The sequence below is a fragment of the Streptomyces sp. NPDC088124 genome (genome assembly GCF_040685895.1).
Lineage (GTDB): Bacteria > Actinomycetota > Actinomycetes > Streptomycetales > Streptomycetaceae > Streptomyces.
Map to the genome: position 1 here is coordinate 180,027 of NZ_JBFBJB010000005.1, position 14,887 is coordinate 194,913.

Annotated in this window: 14 protein-coding genes; all 14 read left to right on the forward strand. The window is 68.8% G+C overall.

Translation table 11 applies throughout. The annotated features are described in order from the left end of the window. The first annotated feature begins 51 nt into the window (after positions 1 to 51). The gene (locus tag AB0P17_RS06030) at positions 52 to 1,182 is read left to right on the forward strand and encodes a sugar kinase (protein ID WP_365807973.1); all 1,131 of its coding nucleotides are present in this window, start codon (positions 52 to 54) and stop codon (positions 1,180 to 1,182) included. After that, positions 1,179 to 1,946: an IclR family transcriptional regulator gene (locus tag AB0P17_RS06035; protein WP_365807975.1), complete on the forward strand. Its 768-nt coding sequence runs from the start codon at positions 1,179 to 1,181 to the stop codon at positions 1,944 to 1,946. The genes AB0P17_RS06030 and AB0P17_RS06035 overlap by 4 nt, the downstream gene beginning before the upstream one ends. Beyond that, positions 1,943 to 2,389 (forward strand): RidA family protein, encoded by a 447-nt coding sequence (locus AB0P17_RS06040; protein ID WP_365807977.1) that lies wholly within the window; start codon positions 1,943 to 1,945, stop codon positions 2,387 to 2,389. Before AB0P17_RS06035 ends, AB0P17_RS06040 begins: the two co-directional genes overlap by 4 nt. 206 nt (positions 2,390 to 2,595) lie before the next feature. Then, positions 2,596 to 4,071, forward strand: coding sequence for a gluconate:H+ symporter (locus tag AB0P17_RS06045; protein ID WP_365807979.1), 1,476 nt, complete (start codon positions 2,596 to 2,598; stop codon positions 4,069 to 4,071). Positions 4,072 to 4,191: 120 nt separating this feature from the next. Then, positions 4,192 to 5,634, forward strand: a complete 1,443-nt coding sequence (locus AB0P17_RS06050; RefSeq protein WP_365807981.1) for an Nramp family divalent metal transporter — start codon at positions 4,192 to 4,194, stop codon at positions 5,632 to 5,634. Positions 5,635 to 6,198: 564 nt separating this feature from the next. Further along, positions 6,199 to 7,077: a hypothetical protein gene (locus AB0P17_RS06055; RefSeq protein ID WP_365807982.1), complete on the forward strand. Its 879-nt coding sequence runs from the start codon at positions 6,199 to 6,201 to the stop codon at positions 7,075 to 7,077. 304 nt (positions 7,078 to 7,381) lie between these two features. After that, on the forward strand, positions 7,382 to 8,086 hold the full coding sequence (gene cpaB, locus AB0P17_RS06060) for a Flp pilus assembly protein CpaB (RefSeq protein WP_365807984.1): 705 nt from the start codon (positions 7,382 to 7,384) through the stop codon (positions 8,084 to 8,086). A gap of 7 nt (positions 8,087 to 8,093) precedes the next feature. Continuing rightward, positions 8,094 to 9,386: an AAA family ATPase gene (locus AB0P17_RS06065; protein WP_365807985.1), complete on the forward strand. Its 1,293-nt coding sequence runs from the start codon at positions 8,094 to 8,096 to the stop codon at positions 9,384 to 9,386. Between the two features lie 158 nt (positions 9,387 to 9,544). Beyond that, the gene (locus AB0P17_RS06070) at positions 9,545 to 9,883 is read left to right on the forward strand and encodes a septum formation initiator (RefSeq protein ID WP_365807987.1); all 339 of its coding nucleotides are present in this window, start codon (positions 9,545 to 9,547) and stop codon (positions 9,881 to 9,883) included. A 4-nt stretch (positions 9,884 to 9,887) separates the two neighbouring features. Continuing rightward, the gene (locus AB0P17_RS06075) at positions 9,888 to 10,280 is read left to right on the forward strand and encodes a TadE family protein (RefSeq protein WP_365807989.1); all 393 of its coding nucleotides are present in this window, start codon (positions 9,888 to 9,890) and stop codon (positions 10,278 to 10,280) included. 57 nt (positions 10,281 to 10,337) lie between these two features. Beyond that, on the forward strand, positions 10,338 to 11,675 hold the full coding sequence (locus tag AB0P17_RS06080) for a CpaF family protein (protein ID WP_365807991.1): 1,338 nt from the start codon (positions 10,338 to 10,340) through the stop codon (positions 11,673 to 11,675). Between the two features lie 10 nt (positions 11,676 to 11,685). Further along, positions 11,686 to 12,624, forward strand: a complete 939-nt coding sequence (locus AB0P17_RS06085) for a type II secretion system F family protein (RefSeq protein WP_365807992.1) — start codon at positions 11,686 to 11,688, stop codon at positions 12,622 to 12,624. Between the two features lie 12 nt (positions 12,625 to 12,636). After that, positions 12,637 to 13,521 (forward strand): DUF5936 domain-containing protein, encoded by an 885-nt coding sequence (locus AB0P17_RS06090; protein WP_365807994.1) that lies wholly within the window; start codon positions 12,637 to 12,639, stop codon positions 13,519 to 13,521. 46 nt (positions 13,522 to 13,567) lie between these two features. After that, complete coding sequence (locus tag AB0P17_RS06095) at positions 13,568 to 14,881, forward strand: histidine kinase (RefSeq protein ID WP_365807995.1); 1,314 nt, start codon at positions 13,568 to 13,570, stop codon at positions 14,879 to 14,881. The last annotated feature ends 6 nt before the right edge of the window (positions 14,882 to 14,887 follow it).

Consider the following 14,887-nt stretch of genomic DNA (forward strand, 5'->3'; position numbering starts at 1 on the left):
CACCCATCACGCATCACGAACCACGCATCACGAACCACGAGGAGCCCCAGCGTGACCGGAACCGTAGCCGCGGACCGTGCCGTCCACCCGAGCGTGGACGTCGTCTGCCTCGGCGAGTCCATGGTCACCTTCCTGCCCACGCGCCCCGGCCGGCTCGCGGACGTGCCGTCGTACGACCGGACGATCGGCGGCGCCGAGTCCAACGTCGCCTGCGCGCTCGCGGGCGCGGGACACACCGTGAAGTGGATCAGCAGGGTCGGCGCCGACGGCTTCGGCGACCACCTGGTCGAGGCGATCGGCGCGTACGGCGTGGACACCTCGGGCGTCCGCCGGGACCCGGACCGGCCCACCGGCATCTACTTCCGTACGGCCACGGACCGCGCCACCGACACCCACGAGGTCGCCTACTATCGGGCCGGCTCCGCCGCCTCCGCCATGGCGCCGGGCACCCTGGCGCCCGAGGACCTGTGGGCCGGACGCGTGCTGCACCTCTCGGGCATCACCCCCGCGCTCTCGGACGACTGCCTCGCCCTCACGCGCGAACTCACCCGCCGCGTACCCGGCCGCCCCCTCCTCTCCTTCGACATCAACCACCGTCCCGGTCTGTGGCGCGACGCGGACGGCGCCCGGGTCCTGCTCGACCTGGCGCGCGGCGCCGACCTCGTCCTCGTCGGGGAGGACGAGGCGGCCGAGGCCTGGGACCTGCACGGCGCGGACGCGATCCGGGCGGCGCTGCCCGAGCCGGAGACGCTGGTGGTCAAGCGCGGCAGCGAGGGCGCGACGGCGTACACCCGCACCGTCTCCTCCGGCACCGGAGGCGCGGACAGGGGCGCCGGGGACACCGGGGAGAGGGGCGGCGGGGGCGCTCGGGACAGGAGCGCCGGGGACACCGTCGTCTCCGTCCCCGCCCTGCGCGTCGACGTCGTGGCACCCGTCGGCGCCGGTGACGCCTTCGCCGCCGGTTTCCTCTCCGCGACCCTGCGCGGCCTGCCCGTCGAGGCCCGGCTGCGCCACGGCCACCTGATGGCCGCCGCCGCCCTCACCGTCGCCGGTGACCTCGCCACGCCGCCGTCCCGGGCCCACGCCGACCGGCTCGCCGCACTGGACGCGGACGCCTGGGGCACACTGCGTCTCGGACCGGGCTGGACGGGCGCGGACGAGCCGGAGGTACGTACGCCATGAGCCAGACCGTCGACCGCGCGCTGAGCATCCTGCCGCTGCTCGCCCAGGGCCCCGCCGACCTCGGACAGGTCGCGGAGCGGCTCGGCGTCCACAAGTCCACCGCGCTGCGGCTGCTCCGTACGCTCCACGAACACGGCCTCGTCTACCGCCAGCAGGACCAGCGCTACCGCCTCGGCGCCCGGCTCTTCGCGCTCGCCCAGGAAGCCGTCGAGAACCTGGACCTGCGCGAGATCGCCCACCCGCATCTCGTCGCGCTCAACGAACAGTGCGGCCACACCGTCCATCTCGCCGTGCGCGAGGAGGGCGACGTCCTCTACATCGACAAGGTCGAGAGCCGCTACCCGGTCCGGATGTACTCACGGATCGGCAGACCGGTCGCGATCACCGTCGCCGCCGTCGCCAAGCTGCTCCTCGCCGACCTCCCCGAAGCCGAGCGCCGCGCCGTCGCGGAACGCCTCGACTACCCCGCGTACACGCCCCGTTCGACGACGGACGCGGCCGCCTTCCTCAAGGAACTGGCGACCGTACGCGAACAGGGGTGGGCCACCGATCTCGGCGGCCACGAGGAGTCCATCAACTGCGTCGGCGCCCCGATCAGGGGCGCGGACGGCCGCGTCGTCGCCGCGATGTCGGTCTCCGCGCCGAACGTCGTCGTCGGCGCCGAGGAACTCCTCACCCTGCTCCCGCTGGTGCGCCGTACCGCCGACGCGATCAGCCGGGAGTACTCCGGCACCGCTCCCCACCCCGACAAGGAAGCCCGATGACCGACAAGACCAACACGACCGACACGACCGGCAAGGCGGAGAAGACCGCCCTGACGCCCGCCACGCACACCACCCCGCCGGCCCGCTTCTCGCACGGCGTCCGCAAGGGCAACATCCTCCAGGTCGCGGGCCAGGTCGGCTTCCTGCCGGCCGCCGAGGGCCAGCCGCCCACGCCCGCGGGGCCGACCCTGCGCGAGCAGACACTCCAGACCCTCGACAACGTCAAGTCGATCCTGGAGGAGGGCGGCGCGAGCTGGGACGACGCGATGATGGTGCGCGTCTACCTCACCGACGTCGACCACTTCGCCGAGATGAACGAGATCTACAACACCTACTTCGCCGCGCAGGGACTGACGCAGCCGCCCGCCGCCCGGACGACGGTCTACGTGGGGCTGCCCGCGGGCCTCCTCGTCGAGATCGACGTACTCGCCGTCCTGGACTGACCCCCCACCCGCGCACCCCCCACCTGCGCACCCCCCACCTGCGCACCCCCCACCCGCGCACCCCCCACCCGCGCACCCCCACCTGCGCACCCCCCCACACACACACTCCCCACACACGCGTGGCCCCCGCTTCCCCCTCACCTGTACAGCACAGCCGCACCGCGATCCTCCACGTCCTTCCCCGACCAGAGGTCCCGAGGTAAATCATGCTGCTCGCCGCTGACACACCCGCCCCCGCCACCCCACCCCACACGGGTGGCCTGCTGCTCCTCATAGGCGGAACCCCCGGTCTGCTGACCGTCGCCGCCCTCGGTATCGCCCTGCTCCTCGTCCTGATCATCAAGGTCAGGCTCCAGCCCTTCGTGGCGCTGCTCGGCGTCTCCATAGCCGTCGGCCTCGCCGCCGGTCTCTCCGTCACCGAACTCTTCGGTACGGTCCAGAAGTCCGCCGCCGTCTCGATGATCGAATCGGGGATGGGCGGCATCCTCGGCCATGTCGCGATCATCATCGGACTCGGCACGATGCTCGGCGCCATCCTCGAAGTCTCCGGCGGCGCCGAGGTGTTGAGCACCCGGCTGCTCCGGCTCTTCGGCGAGAAACGCGCCCCGCTCGCCATGGGCGTCACCGGGGTCGTCTTCGGTATCCCGGTCTTCTTCGACGTCGGCATCTTCGTCCTGGCGCCGCTCGTGTACGCCGCCGCCAAGCGCTCCGGCAAGTCGGTCATCCTGTACGCGATGCCGCTGCTCGCCGGGCTCTCCATGACCCACGCGTTCCTGCCGCCGCACCCGGGACCCGTCGCCGCCGCCGGGCTCTTCGAGGTGGACCTGGGCTGGGTCATCCTGATGGGCACCCTGGTCGGCATCCCGGCCGTCCTCGCCGCGTGGGCCTACGCCGCGTGGATCGGCAACCGCCTCTTCGTCGACGTACCGCAGGACATGGTGGAGGCGGCGGAGGAGGCGAAGGAGGCCGTCGCCGCCGAGCAGCGCGCGTCGGGTGTCACGCCGCGGGAGACTCCCGTCGCGCTCGGCACGGTCCTCGCCATCATCGGCACCCCGCTGATCCTCATCCTGCTGGCGACCTTCTCCTCCATCGCCTTCGATCCTTCGACACTCCGGTCGGTCATCGAGTTCTTCGGCCACCCCTTCGTGGCGCTGACCATCGCGCTGCTGCTCGCGTACTACCTGCTGGGCATCCGGCGCGGCTGGTCGCGCGGCTCCCTGGAGACGGTCTCCACCGCCTCCCTCAAGCCCGTGGGCAACATCCTGCTGGTGGTCGGCGCGGGCGGGGTCTTCGGCGCGGTCCTCAAGGGCAGCGGGATCGCGGACGCGCTCGCCGACACCTTCAACGACGTCGGTCTGCCCGTCATCGTGCTGGCCTGGCTGATCTCGGTCGTCCTGCGCGTCGCCCAGGGCTCCGCGACGGTGGCGATCGTCACCACGGCGGGCATCGTCGTCCCACTGGTCGAGAACCAGGGGCTCTCGCAGGCGCATCTCGCCCTGATCATCATGGCGATCTCGGCGGGATCGATTTTCGCATCGCACGTCAACGACGGGGGATTCTGGATCGTCGCCAAGTACTTCGGCATATCGGAGCGCGACACCATCAAGTCCTGGACGGTGCTGGAGACCGTGCTGTCGGTGGCGGGATTCGTGGTGGCGGCGCTGCTGAGCCTGGTGATCTAGGCGTGTCCAGGGCCCCGCAGGGGGCGGGCGCCCACCGAACCCTCACCGCAGGCCCTCTTGCGCGATGATCGACACCCCGCTTTGGTGACTTGGGTCACGTAACGAGGCGAGCGGGAGGCGATGACACGTATGGCAGGAACCACGGAGACCGGCACGGGCGGCGTCGGCACACACGATGCCGGCGCCACCGATTCCCGTCCCCGCAAGTCGAGTTGGACGTACATCGGCCCCGGGATCGTGGTCGCCGCGACCGGCGTCGGCGCGGGTGACCTGGTCGCCACGCTCATCGCGGGCAGCAAGTTCGGCTACACCCTGATGTGGGCGGCGGTCATCGGCTGCGTCGTCAAGATCTCCCTCGCCGAGGCCGCCGGCCGCTGGCATCTCGCCACCGGACGCACCCTCTTCGACGGCTGGCGCAGCCTCGGCCGGTGGACCACCGTGTACTTCGCGGTGTACGTCGTGGTCTGGGGCTTCGTCTACGGCGCGACGGCCATGTCCTCCAGCGCGCTGCCCATCGTCGCGCTCTTCCCGGACGGTCCCGGGCTCAAGACCTGGGCGGTCGTCACCGGCCTGATCGGCCTGGTCTTCGTCTGGTTCAACCAGTACGCCGTCTTCGAGAAGGTCATGACGGTGCTGATCGGCATCATGTTCGTGGTCGTCATGTACGTCGCGATCCGCGTCGCGCCCGACCTCGGCGGTGCCTTCGCCGGGCTCGCCCCGGTCCTGCCGGACGGCTCACTGCTCTACACGCTCGGGCTGATCGGCGGGGTGGGCGGCACGATCACCATGGCGGCGTACGGATACTGGGTCAACGCGAAGGGGTGGACCAACTCCTCCTGGATGAAGGTGATGCGGCTCGACAACCGGGTCGCGTACATCACGACCGGGCTCTTCGTCGTCGCGATGCTGGTCGTCGGCGCCGAGTTGCTGCACTCCTCCCACATCGCGCTCACCTCGGGGGACCGGGGCCTGATCGATCTCGGCACGATCCTGGAGGAGCGCTTCGGTCCGGCCACCGCCAAGCTCTTCCTGATCGGCTTCTTCGCCACGTCGTTCTCGTCGCTCATCGGGGTGTGGCACGGCGTGAGCCTGATGTTCGCGGACTTCGTGGAGCGCGTCCGCGCCGACGGGGGGAGGAAGACCGGGGACGAGGCCCCGGTGGCCCCGGGAACCGCGGACGGAACCGCGGTGTCCTCCGGGACCGGAACGACGACCGGAACGACGACCGGAACGACGGCCGGAACGACGGCCGGGACGACGGCCGAGGACGTCGCGTCCGGGGAGCGCGAGCGGTCGGTGCCGTTCCGCGCGTATCTGCTCTGGCTGACCTTCCCTCCGATCTCGCTGCTCTTCCTCGACGAGCCCTTCGGCCTGGTCGTGGTCTACGGCGTACTGGGCGCCTTCTTCATGCCGTTCCTCGCGCTCACCCTGATCTGGCTGCTCAATTCCTCCCGTACGCCCACGGAATGGCGTAACGGAATCCTGAGCAATGTGATGCTGGCGGCGGCGGGGCTGCTGTTCATCGTGCTGTGTGTGCAACAGGTACGGGACATTCCCTGGTAGACCCGGCGAAGCCGGGCCGGTGCAGGGCCGGTGCCGGGCCGGAGCAGTGTCGGCGCCGGCCCGGTGCCGGCCCGGTGCTCGTGTCGGTGCCCGCGATGCGCCCGGTCGGGCCCGAGTGGCGCCCGTGTGGTGCCCGTGGTGAAGATCGTGACGGAAGCTCTTGCCGAGCCCCTGTTCGCCGTGCGTAAAGTTGGTTCAGGCCATTGAAGTTGTGCCGGTGGGCGGGGGCGGCGGCCGGGCATTTGTGCGGTGAAACTTGCATGACGGTGAACTTTTGGCAAAGTGAATTGTTTCGTTTTCACATTCAAGTGGAGGCGGTGGCGGGTGTGTCGCGTGCGGAATCCCCGTCACGTCGCCGCTCGATATCTTTGCAATCTTCGTAATCTTCGTTCCGATTTGTCCAACTCGACTACCTATGGGCCTTTATGGCCTTCCGTTCAGTGAAAAGCTTGGTAGTCGCGGATTGAGCTGGATAAAGTGCCGATGCGGGTGTATTCAGCAGTGAGCGACCCGCGGTTCCCGGCGGGCTCCGCCGGGAACCGGATTGAAACGGGGAATCAGTACGTGTCGACCGCAATCGCCGTCACCAGCGCCGACCTGGTGCTGCCGGCACAGGACCAGCAGACGCCCACCGCGGCGGCCTTCAAGCCGCCCGAGGCGCAGTCGTTCGAGGACGCGCTCACCGACATGCAGATGCTGGTCGAGCAGTACGGATATGTCGTCGCCGTCTATCCGTCCACGATCCCGGCCGCGTACGAACGTCGGCTCCTCGCCGTGCGGTCCGTCCTGGAGACGGACCGCGTCGCGCTGCTCAGATCGGAGCTGCCGCCGCTCGGGCTGGCCGTACTCGTACGGCAACTGCGCCAGTTGTCCATCTGCGATTTCAGCCCCGGTGTGGTCGCCTCGGCCGCCCGGCTGCTCTCCCACTACATCCACGCGGGGGCGGTGCTCGGCTCCGTCGCCAAGCTGGACCGCGTCCCCGTCAGTCTCAAGGCGCACGCCAGGTCCTGGGTGCCGGGTTCGCAGTTCGGTGTGGTCGCCAGCCCGCAGCCGCAGCTCGTCAAGATCGGCTCCGGTGAACTGACCGGCCCCGACTTCGCGACGCAACTCCTGGTCGCCCGGGGTCAGTCGCAGTCCGACTGGGTCGCCTCCACGCTCGCCCCCGCCTGGCAGGTCGCGGGGGTGTCCGAGGCCGAGCTGCCCGCGGATTCCGCGCGGTGGTGGGGCACCGGCAAGCTCGTCGAATTCGCGGCACACCTTCCGGACATCTCGGTAACGTACCAATTGGTGGCATCCGTCCGGCGCGAACGGTGTCATTGGTGCGGAATGGAGTTGATAGGGGACCGGTGCGGCTTCTGTTCCTCACCGCTGCACACTCCGGAGAACCAATCTCAGCCAACTGGTGTCCTGAACGATGGGGCTCCTGTGGGTAAGGAGCCGTAGTCGCGGGAGCCGTGGGTCACTACGGAGTCGCAACGGAGCTGCTACGGAGCCCTACAGACACCTGACACACAACGGCGGACACTGCTAGGCAGTACGGGGGTGGTTCTCCGCCGTACAACCGGCAAACGCTCCACGCCCGCCGTCCGTTCCCTCCGCTCCATCAGTTCCCTCCGTACCCACCGAATCCCCGCCAGCCCGCCAGTCCGCTCGCCCGCCAGCCGCCCGCTCGCACCCCAGCCGCTGCTCCGCCTCTCCGATCTCCTGTCCGTCCGCACCAACGTCCCCGATCGAGGTTGTACGGTCCATGAACTCCCGCCAGCGCCGTGGCGTCATACTTCTGCTCCTTTCCGTTCTTTGCGCCTTCGCCGCGTTCGTAGGTGTCCTTTCGGTGATCAGCGACGTGAATTCGAAGGTCGGCCCCGAAGTGACCGCCTACCGGATCAAGTCGGACGTGGCCCCTTACGAGGCCCTGCGGAATGATCAGTTCGAGAAGATCACCATGCCGAAGCGCTGGCTCTCCGACAATGCGGTCACCAACCTCTCCGAGGTCGGCGGCAAGGTCGCCATCACCCAGCTGCGCAAAGGCTCGCTCCTCCAGAACGACATGATCGTCAAGCGTCCCGCGCTTCAGCCCGGGGAGCAGGAGATCGCCATCATGATCGATGCCGCCACGGGTGTGGCGGGCAAGATCACCCCGGGGGCCTCGGTCAACGTCTTCGCCACGTTCGCCGCCGAGAGCCAGGGCGCGGCGGCCCAGTCGAAGATCATCGTCTCCAACGCGAAGGTGCTGGACGTCGGCAAGCTGACCGCGCTGGAGCCGAGCAGGGACTCGAAGAACCAGACCACCGAGGCCGTTCCGATCACCTTCGCCCTCAAGACCCTCGACGCCCAGCGCATCGCGTACGCGGAGTCCTTCGCGCAGCACGTCCGCCTCGCGCTCGTCGCTCCCGGCAGCGACACCACGCTCCGTCCCGGGGAACGCACGTACGAGCTCGGCAAGGACAAGTGAGGTACTCATGTCCACGAGGATCATCCCGGCCGTCGGGGACGCCGACGCGGCCAGATCCATTACGACCCTGCTCAGCCAGCTCCCGGACGTGGAGCCGGCGCCGCCCGTGTCGGACTCGACGCAACTGATCGATCTGCTCGCCCGGCTCGCCGGGGAGTCGCTCGACGAGTTGCCCGAAGTGGTCCTCGTACACGAGCGGATCGGCCCGGTCCCCGCGCTGGAGCTGATCCGCGAGGTGGCGCTCCGCTTCCCGGCGGTCGGGGTCGTCCTCGTCACGGCCGACGCCAGCCCCGGGCTGTTCGCGGCGGCCATGGACTCGGGCGCCCGCGGCCTGGTCGCGATGCCCCTCAGCTACGAGGAACTGGCCAACCGCCTCCAGGCCGCCGCCCAGTGGTCGGTCGGCGTCCGCCGCCACCTCGGCCACGGCGGCGACGTCTTCACGGGCCCCGGCGGTACGGTCGTCACGGTCACCGGGGCCAAGGGCGGCGTGGGCGCGACGCTCGTCTCGATCCAGCTGGCCCTGGCCGCCCAGGCGTCCGGCAGGACGGTGGCACTGGTCGACATGGACCTCCAGGCCGGCGATGTCGCCTCGTACCTCGACGTCCAGTTCCGCCGGTCGATAGTCGACCTGGCCGCCATCACGGACATCTCACCCCGCGTCCTGTCCGACGCCGTCTTCAGCCACGGCAGCGGCCTGGCCCTGCTCCTTGCCCCGGGCGAGGGCGAACGCGGCGAAGAGGTCACTGACCGGGCGGTCCGCCAGATCGTCAGCGCGCTCCGCTCGCGGTACGAGGTGGTCGTCATCGACTGCGGCACCCAGATGACGGGCGCCAATGCCGCCGCCGTGGAAATGGCCGACAGCGCGATCCTGGTCACCACGCCGGACGTGATCGCGGTACGGGGCGCGAAGCGCATCGTACGGCTGTGGGACCGGCTGCAGATCCGCAAGGCGGAGGAGACCACGACGGTGGTCAACCGCTACAGCCGCGCCACCGAGATCCAGCCGCCCCTGATCCAGAAGATCACTGGCACGCGGCTGGCGACCTCCTCGGTCCCCGCCAACTTCAAGGAACTCCAGAGCGTGGTGGACGCGGGCCGGCTGCACGAACTGGAGAGCAAGAGCGTCGTCAAACAGGCACTCTGGGGACTGGCCGGAGAACTGGGCCTGGTGAAGGTCCCCGAGGCCGCCGAAAAGAACGCCAAGTTCCGCAACGACCGGGGCGCGATCGGCACCCGCCGCCGCAGAGGCGGCGGAGGGCGGTCGGGCTCCGGCTCCGGCTCGAATGAGGGGAATGGCTGACCATGTGCGCTTCGGGGGAACGAACTGGCCGGCGAAGGCAGACGTACGGCCCGGACGCGACCGTACGACGCTCCCGTGACCGGATCCGCTCCCGTACCGGGATCCGGTCACGGGACCATGCAGGCCACCGTGACCGGGGACAGACCGCGATCGAGTTCGTGGGCGTCACGCCACTGATCATCCTGCTCCTGGTCGCGCTCTGGCAGTGCGCGCTGATCGGGTACACGTTCATCCTCGCGGGGAACGCCGCGGACGTGGGTGCGCGTGCGGGCGCCGGAACCCAGGGCACCGCGAATGCCCAGAGGACGGCGTGCGAGGAGGCTGCGCGGGAAGACCTGCCGGGTGCCTGGACCAGCGACGTGGATTACGGATGCCACAGTGGTGAGCGTGGTCTCTATCGCGCAAAGGTCACGCTCAACGTCCCCGTCATGATGCCTGGTGTGCTGAATTTTCCGTTCCCGGTGGACGGCGATGCCGCGTCAGTCAAGGAGAACTGAAGCCATGACAGAGCGCAAAGACACCACAAGCCGCCGAAACCTCCGCCGCCAGTCCGGACAGGTCGCCCTTGAGTATCTGGGCTTCGTCCCGCTGCTGCTGCTCGTGGGGCTCTTCGCCATCCAGCTCGGGGTCGCGGCGTACACCGCGAATCAGGCGGGCACGGCGGCCCGCGTGGCGGCGCGGACGGAGAGCCAGGACGCACTGGACCGGGAGCTGCGCCCACGAGCAGCGGGCCACCGAGCGATCAGCGATTGGCTCTCGGACGACCTCCGCTTGGACCGCAGCGGAGGCATCGGTGAAGTGACCTACACGGCCAAGATCAAGATCCCGTCCGTGGTCCCGGGTATCAGGGACTGGGGAGAGACGGAGCGCAGCTCCACCATGCCACTTGACTGAGCACCACCGGCCCGACTGGCACCCCAGCAGGCCAGCATCACCGAGGAGTTACGCACCATGAGCCTGCGGGCACGGATCACCTCTCCCGAGGAGAACGGCGCTACGGGCGAGGACAGTCACCTCGTCGTCACCTACCGCGCCAAGCTGTTGGAAGAGATCGACCTCGCCGAGATGTCCGCCCTCGCGGCCGCCGACCGGCGCACCCGGCTGGAGCGTGTCCTCGGGCACATCATCAGCCGCGAGGGTCCGGTACTCTCCACGGTCGAGCGCGCGCAACTCATCCGCCGGGTCGTCGACGAGGCCCTGGGCCTGGGCATCCTGGAACCTCTTCTCGAGGACGCCTCGATCACGGAAATCATGGTGAACGGGCCCGACCAGATCTTCGTCGAGCGCGGCGGCCGGGTGGAACAGCTCCCGCTGCGCTTCGGCTCGCACGACCAGCTCATGCAGACCATCGAGCGCATCGTCTCCACCGTCAACCGGCGTGTCGATGAGTCCACTCCGATGGTCGACGCCCGGCTGCCGTCCGGTGAGCGTGTCAACGTCATCATCCCGCCGCTCTCTCTGACCGGCGCCACGCTCACCATCCGCCGGTTCCCCCGCGCCTTCACCCTGACCGAGATGCTCAACTTCGGCTCGCTGGACCAGCAGATGGTGCTCCTGCTGTCCGGGCTCGTCCAGGCGAAGTTCAACATCATCGTCTCGGGCGCCACCGGCACCGGCAAGACGACCCTGCTCAACGCGCTCTCCGGATTGATCCCCGAGGGTGAGCGCATCATCACCATCGAGGACTCCGCCGAACTCCAGCTCCAGCAGGCCCATGTCATCCGGCTGGAGTCCCGCCCGGCCAACGTCGAGGGCAAGGGACACATCAGTATCCGTGACCTCGTCCGCAACTCCCTGCGTATGCGCCCCGACCGTATCGTCGTCGGTGAGGTCCGAGGCGGTGAGTCCCTCGACATGCTCCAGGCGATGTCCACCGGTCATGACGGATCCCTCGCCACGGTCCACGCGAACAACGCCGAGGACGCGCTGATGCGTCTCCAGACCCTGGCGTCGATGTCCGAGATCAAAATCCCCTTCGAGGCCCTGCACGACCAGATCAACAGCGCCGTCGATGTGATCGTGCAGCTCACCCGGCACGCCGACGGCTCCCGCCGGGTCACCGAGATCGCGGTACTCGACTCGCACGGTAGGGACCCGTACCGCATCGTCAGCGCCGCCCGCTTCAACGCCCGCCCCATGGATGCCGACGGACGGATCCAGGGCACCTTCCAGTATTTTCCACTTCCGCGACGCGTGGCCGAGCGTCTCTACATGGCCAACCAGCCCATTCCGCAGGCCTTCGGAGTCGCCGCGTCCGAAGAACAACTTCTCACCCGAGAGGCCAAGTAGGTAGCCCGTCATGAACAATCTCGTTCTCCCCACGATCGGCGTCACGCTGCTGTGCTGCCTGCTCGGCGTCATGGGTGTGCACGCCTACGCGGCGGGCAAGTCCGAGCGCCAGGCGCTCGTCGACCGGCTCTCGACCACAGGCCAGATACCGATCGTCGGCCGTAGAAAGCGATTCGGCGGTGTCGACCGTCGACTGCGCAAGACGAAGTTCGGCAAGAAGCTTGAACTGAAGCTGGCCGCGACCGGCCTCGATGTCACTCCGGGTGAGTATTTCGTTTACATGATCGCGGCCGTTGCCGTGCTGTGGATGGCCGCATCGTCCATTCTCACTTCGTTCTTCGGCCCCTTGGCCGGGCTCACGGGGCTATGGGGCGCCAACACCTTCCTCAACTGGCAGCGCACCAAACGCACCGAACGCTTCATCAATCAGCTTCCCGAACTCTCCCGCATCCTCGCCAACGCCACTCAGGCCGGTCTGGCACTGCGTACCGCCATCGCCATGGCGGCCGACGAACTGGAGGCACCGGCGGGCGAGGAGCTGAGCTGGGTCGCGCGCCGACTGGCCGTCGGGGAGTCGCTCGATACCGCGCTGGGGGAGCTGGCCGAGCGCCTGCCGTCCCGTGAGCTGGTCGTCCTGGTGTCCACGTTGGTGCTCTCGAACCGGGCCGGCGGTACGGTCGTCAGCTCGTTGCGGAACCTCACCGAGACCTTGGAGGAACGCAAGGAGACCCGACGCGAGGTCAAGACCCAGCTTTCGCAGGTGACCGTAACCGCCTACGCCGTACCGGCATTCGGACTCGGCTCGCTGCTGCTGCTGAATTCCGTGATGCCGGGTGCGCTTGACCGAATGACCGCTGCGCTGGTCGGGCAGGTCTCGGTCATCGCCGCATTGATTCTTTACGCCATCGGATTTGTTGTGGTCCGCCGCCTGTCCCGTATCGACATCTGAGGGGAGGCAGAAATGGAACTGTTGCTCGCGATTGTCATCGGGCTCTCTGTCTACGGTGCCTTTGAGGGCATCCGTATGTACCGAGCGGACGCCAAACTGCCTAGTGACCTGGCGATCGCCCTGGAGGTCGGCGCCACCCGTACCAGCGCGGTCGGCTCCGGTATCGACCGGCTCGGCATGCGCTGGGCCCCAGCGGTGCTGAGGCTGATGGGCCCCAAACAGGTCAACAAGAAGCGCCGCCAGATCGACCTGGCGGGTAACCCGGGCGGTCTCACCATCGACCGCTACGCGGCCCGGCGTGCCGTGTACGGTGCCCTCGGCGCGGCCGGCGCCTTCTCCATGATCATCCGTGGTGAGATTTTCCTGTCTCTGCTCATGGTTGTCTTCGGCTTCTTCTGGATCGAGGTGGGCATCTGGTCCGCCGTCCGTATCCGCAGGGACCACATCGAGCGCACTCTGCCCGACTTTCTGGACGTCCTCGCCGTGGTTGTCAGTGCAGGGCTCGGGTTCCGCCAGGCTCTTGACCGGGTGGCTGAGAAGTACGCCGGGCCCTGGTCCGACGAACTTCGGATCACCCTGCGCCAGATGGACATGGGTGTGGGTCGCAAACAGGCTTTCGAGGAACTGCGTAAACGCAACGACTCCGAGCAGGTCGCGATGTTCGTCACCGCGCTCCAGCAGGGTGAGGAGTTGGGCGCGCCCATCGTCGACACGCTCATTGCCATCGCCAACGACATGCGCCGCACGGACGCGCAGAATGCGCGACGCAAGGCGGCCAAGGCCGTCCCCAAGGCGACATTCGCGGTCACCTCGTTCCTGCTTCCCGGAACGTTGCTGCTGCTCACCGTGGGCTTCTACTACGGCGCAAATGTGGACTTCGGCAATCTGGGCGGATGACATGACGCACGTCACGGGGGAAACAGGGAAAGGGGGCGTCAGGCGCATGCCAGGCCAACTGGCCCGTTTGCGAGGTGGGTTGACCGCAGACCTGCGGATCGCGCCGACCGAGCCCGAGGCGACGCCGGCGCTTCCGATCCAGCTCAATGCGCTCCAGGCGATGTGCCGTCAGGTCTTCGGATTCCGGCTGGCGATGATCGCCATGGGCACTCCGCTCGCCCTGGCGGGCACTGCGCCCGGCCTTCCGACGGTCCTGGTCAGCGGAGCTGTCCTGGTCACGTTCATGGGCTCCTACGTCCTGTTCCGTGACTGGGAACGGTTCGGCCCGCTGTTGCTCAGGCATCCCTGGCTGCTGGGCGCGGACACCGTCTTCGGCGCTCTCCTGCTGATCACCGCATCGCCAGACTCGACCCTGGGGTACGTCACTGTCTGCACCCCACTGCTGGCAGGTCTCGTCTACGGCTGGCGTGGCGCGGCGCTTTTCACGTCACTCCAGATCGTCATCCTCGGCCTCGTGTACGCCACCAATGAGGACCTGAACGCGACTTTTGCCACTGCGCTGCTGCTTCCGGGCTTCTGCGTCATCGCGGGCGCGGTCGGTGTCACCCTGCGCGGCCTGCTGCTCCGCTTCGGCAGCGCCAGCCAGGCGCTGACCGAGACCCGGGCGCGGCTCGCCGTGAGCGAGGCGATCGAGGAGGAACGGGCCCGGCTCGCCCGGGAGATGCACGACTCGGTTGCCAAGACGCTGCACGGACTGGCGATGGCGGCCGAAGGGCTCGCGGGCTCCGCCGGCCGGATGGACGCGCGGACCGTACGGCAGCAGGCCGAGCTGGTCGCGCGCTCGGCCCGCCGCGCGGCGGGCGAGTCGCGGGAACTGCTCTCGGACCTGCGCCGCGAATCGGGGCTCGACGGGGGCGTGGCCGTCATCGACGAACTCGCCGCCCGTACGGAGGACTTCGGCCGCCGTAGCGGCCTCGCGGTGTCGTTCCGGCAGTTCGGCGACGAGACCATGCCCGCCGTGCCGCACGTGGTGGCCCGGCAGTTGCTCACGATCGCCTCCGAGGCGATGGAGAACGCGCACCGTCACGCCCGGCCGGAGACGGTGGACGTGTCCGCCGGCACCGTCGGCGACCAGTTCCGTATCAGCGTCTACGACAACGGCCGGGGGCTCCCGCCCGGCACCACCCTCGACGGCCTCCGGCGGGCCGGCCACTTCGGCCTCGTCGGGATGGTCGAACGGGCCGCCGCGATCGGGGCCCGTATCCGGATCGGCAGGGGCAAGGCGGCGGTCGGTACGGAGGTACGTGTCGACCTGCCGCTGGTGGCGCTCCGCTCGGCGCCACCGCCAAAACACAACTGACCTGCC

What these genes read in the sequence shown, in the direction of transcription:
- AB0P17_RS06035 (WP_365807975.1), top strand. Translation starts at nt 1,179, where the DNA reads ATGAGCCAGACCGTCGACCGCGCGCTGAGCATCCTGCCGCTGCTCGCC.
- AB0P17_RS06040 (WP_365807977.1), top strand. Translation starts at nt 1,943, where the DNA reads ATGACCGACAAGACCAACACGACCGACACGACCGGCAAGGCGGAGAAG.
- AB0P17_RS06045 (WP_365807979.1), top strand. Translation starts at nt 2,596, where the DNA reads ATGCTGCTCGCCGCTGACACACCCGCCCCCGCCACCCCACCCCACACG.
- AB0P17_RS06050 (WP_365807981.1), top strand. Translation starts at nt 4,192, where the DNA reads ATGACACGTATGGCAGGAACCACGGAGACCGGCACGGGCGGCGTCGGC.
- cpaB (WP_365807984.1), top strand. Translation starts at nt 7,382, where the DNA reads ATGAACTCCCGCCAGCGCCGTGGCGTCATACTTCTGCTCCTTTCCGTT.
- AB0P17_RS06065 (WP_365807985.1), top strand. Translation starts at nt 8,094, where the DNA reads ATGTCCACGAGGATCATCCCGGCCGTCGGGGACGCCGACGCGGCCAGA.
- AB0P17_RS06075 (WP_365807989.1), top strand. Translation starts at nt 9,888, where the DNA reads ATGACAGAGCGCAAAGACACCACAAGCCGCCGAAACCTCCGCCGCCAG.
- AB0P17_RS06080 (WP_365807991.1), top strand. Translation starts at nt 10,338, where the DNA reads ATGAGCCTGCGGGCACGGATCACCTCTCCCGAGGAGAACGGCGCTACG.
- AB0P17_RS06085 (WP_365807992.1), top strand. Translation starts at nt 11,686, where the DNA reads ATGAACAATCTCGTTCTCCCCACGATCGGCGTCACGCTGCTGTGCTGC.
- AB0P17_RS06090 (WP_365807994.1), top strand. Translation starts at nt 12,637, where the DNA reads ATGGAACTGTTGCTCGCGATTGTCATCGGGCTCTCTGTCTACGGTGCC.
- AB0P17_RS06095 (WP_365807995.1), top strand. Translation starts at nt 13,568, where the DNA reads ATGCCAGGCCAACTGGCCCGTTTGCGAGGTGGGTTGACCGCAGACCTG.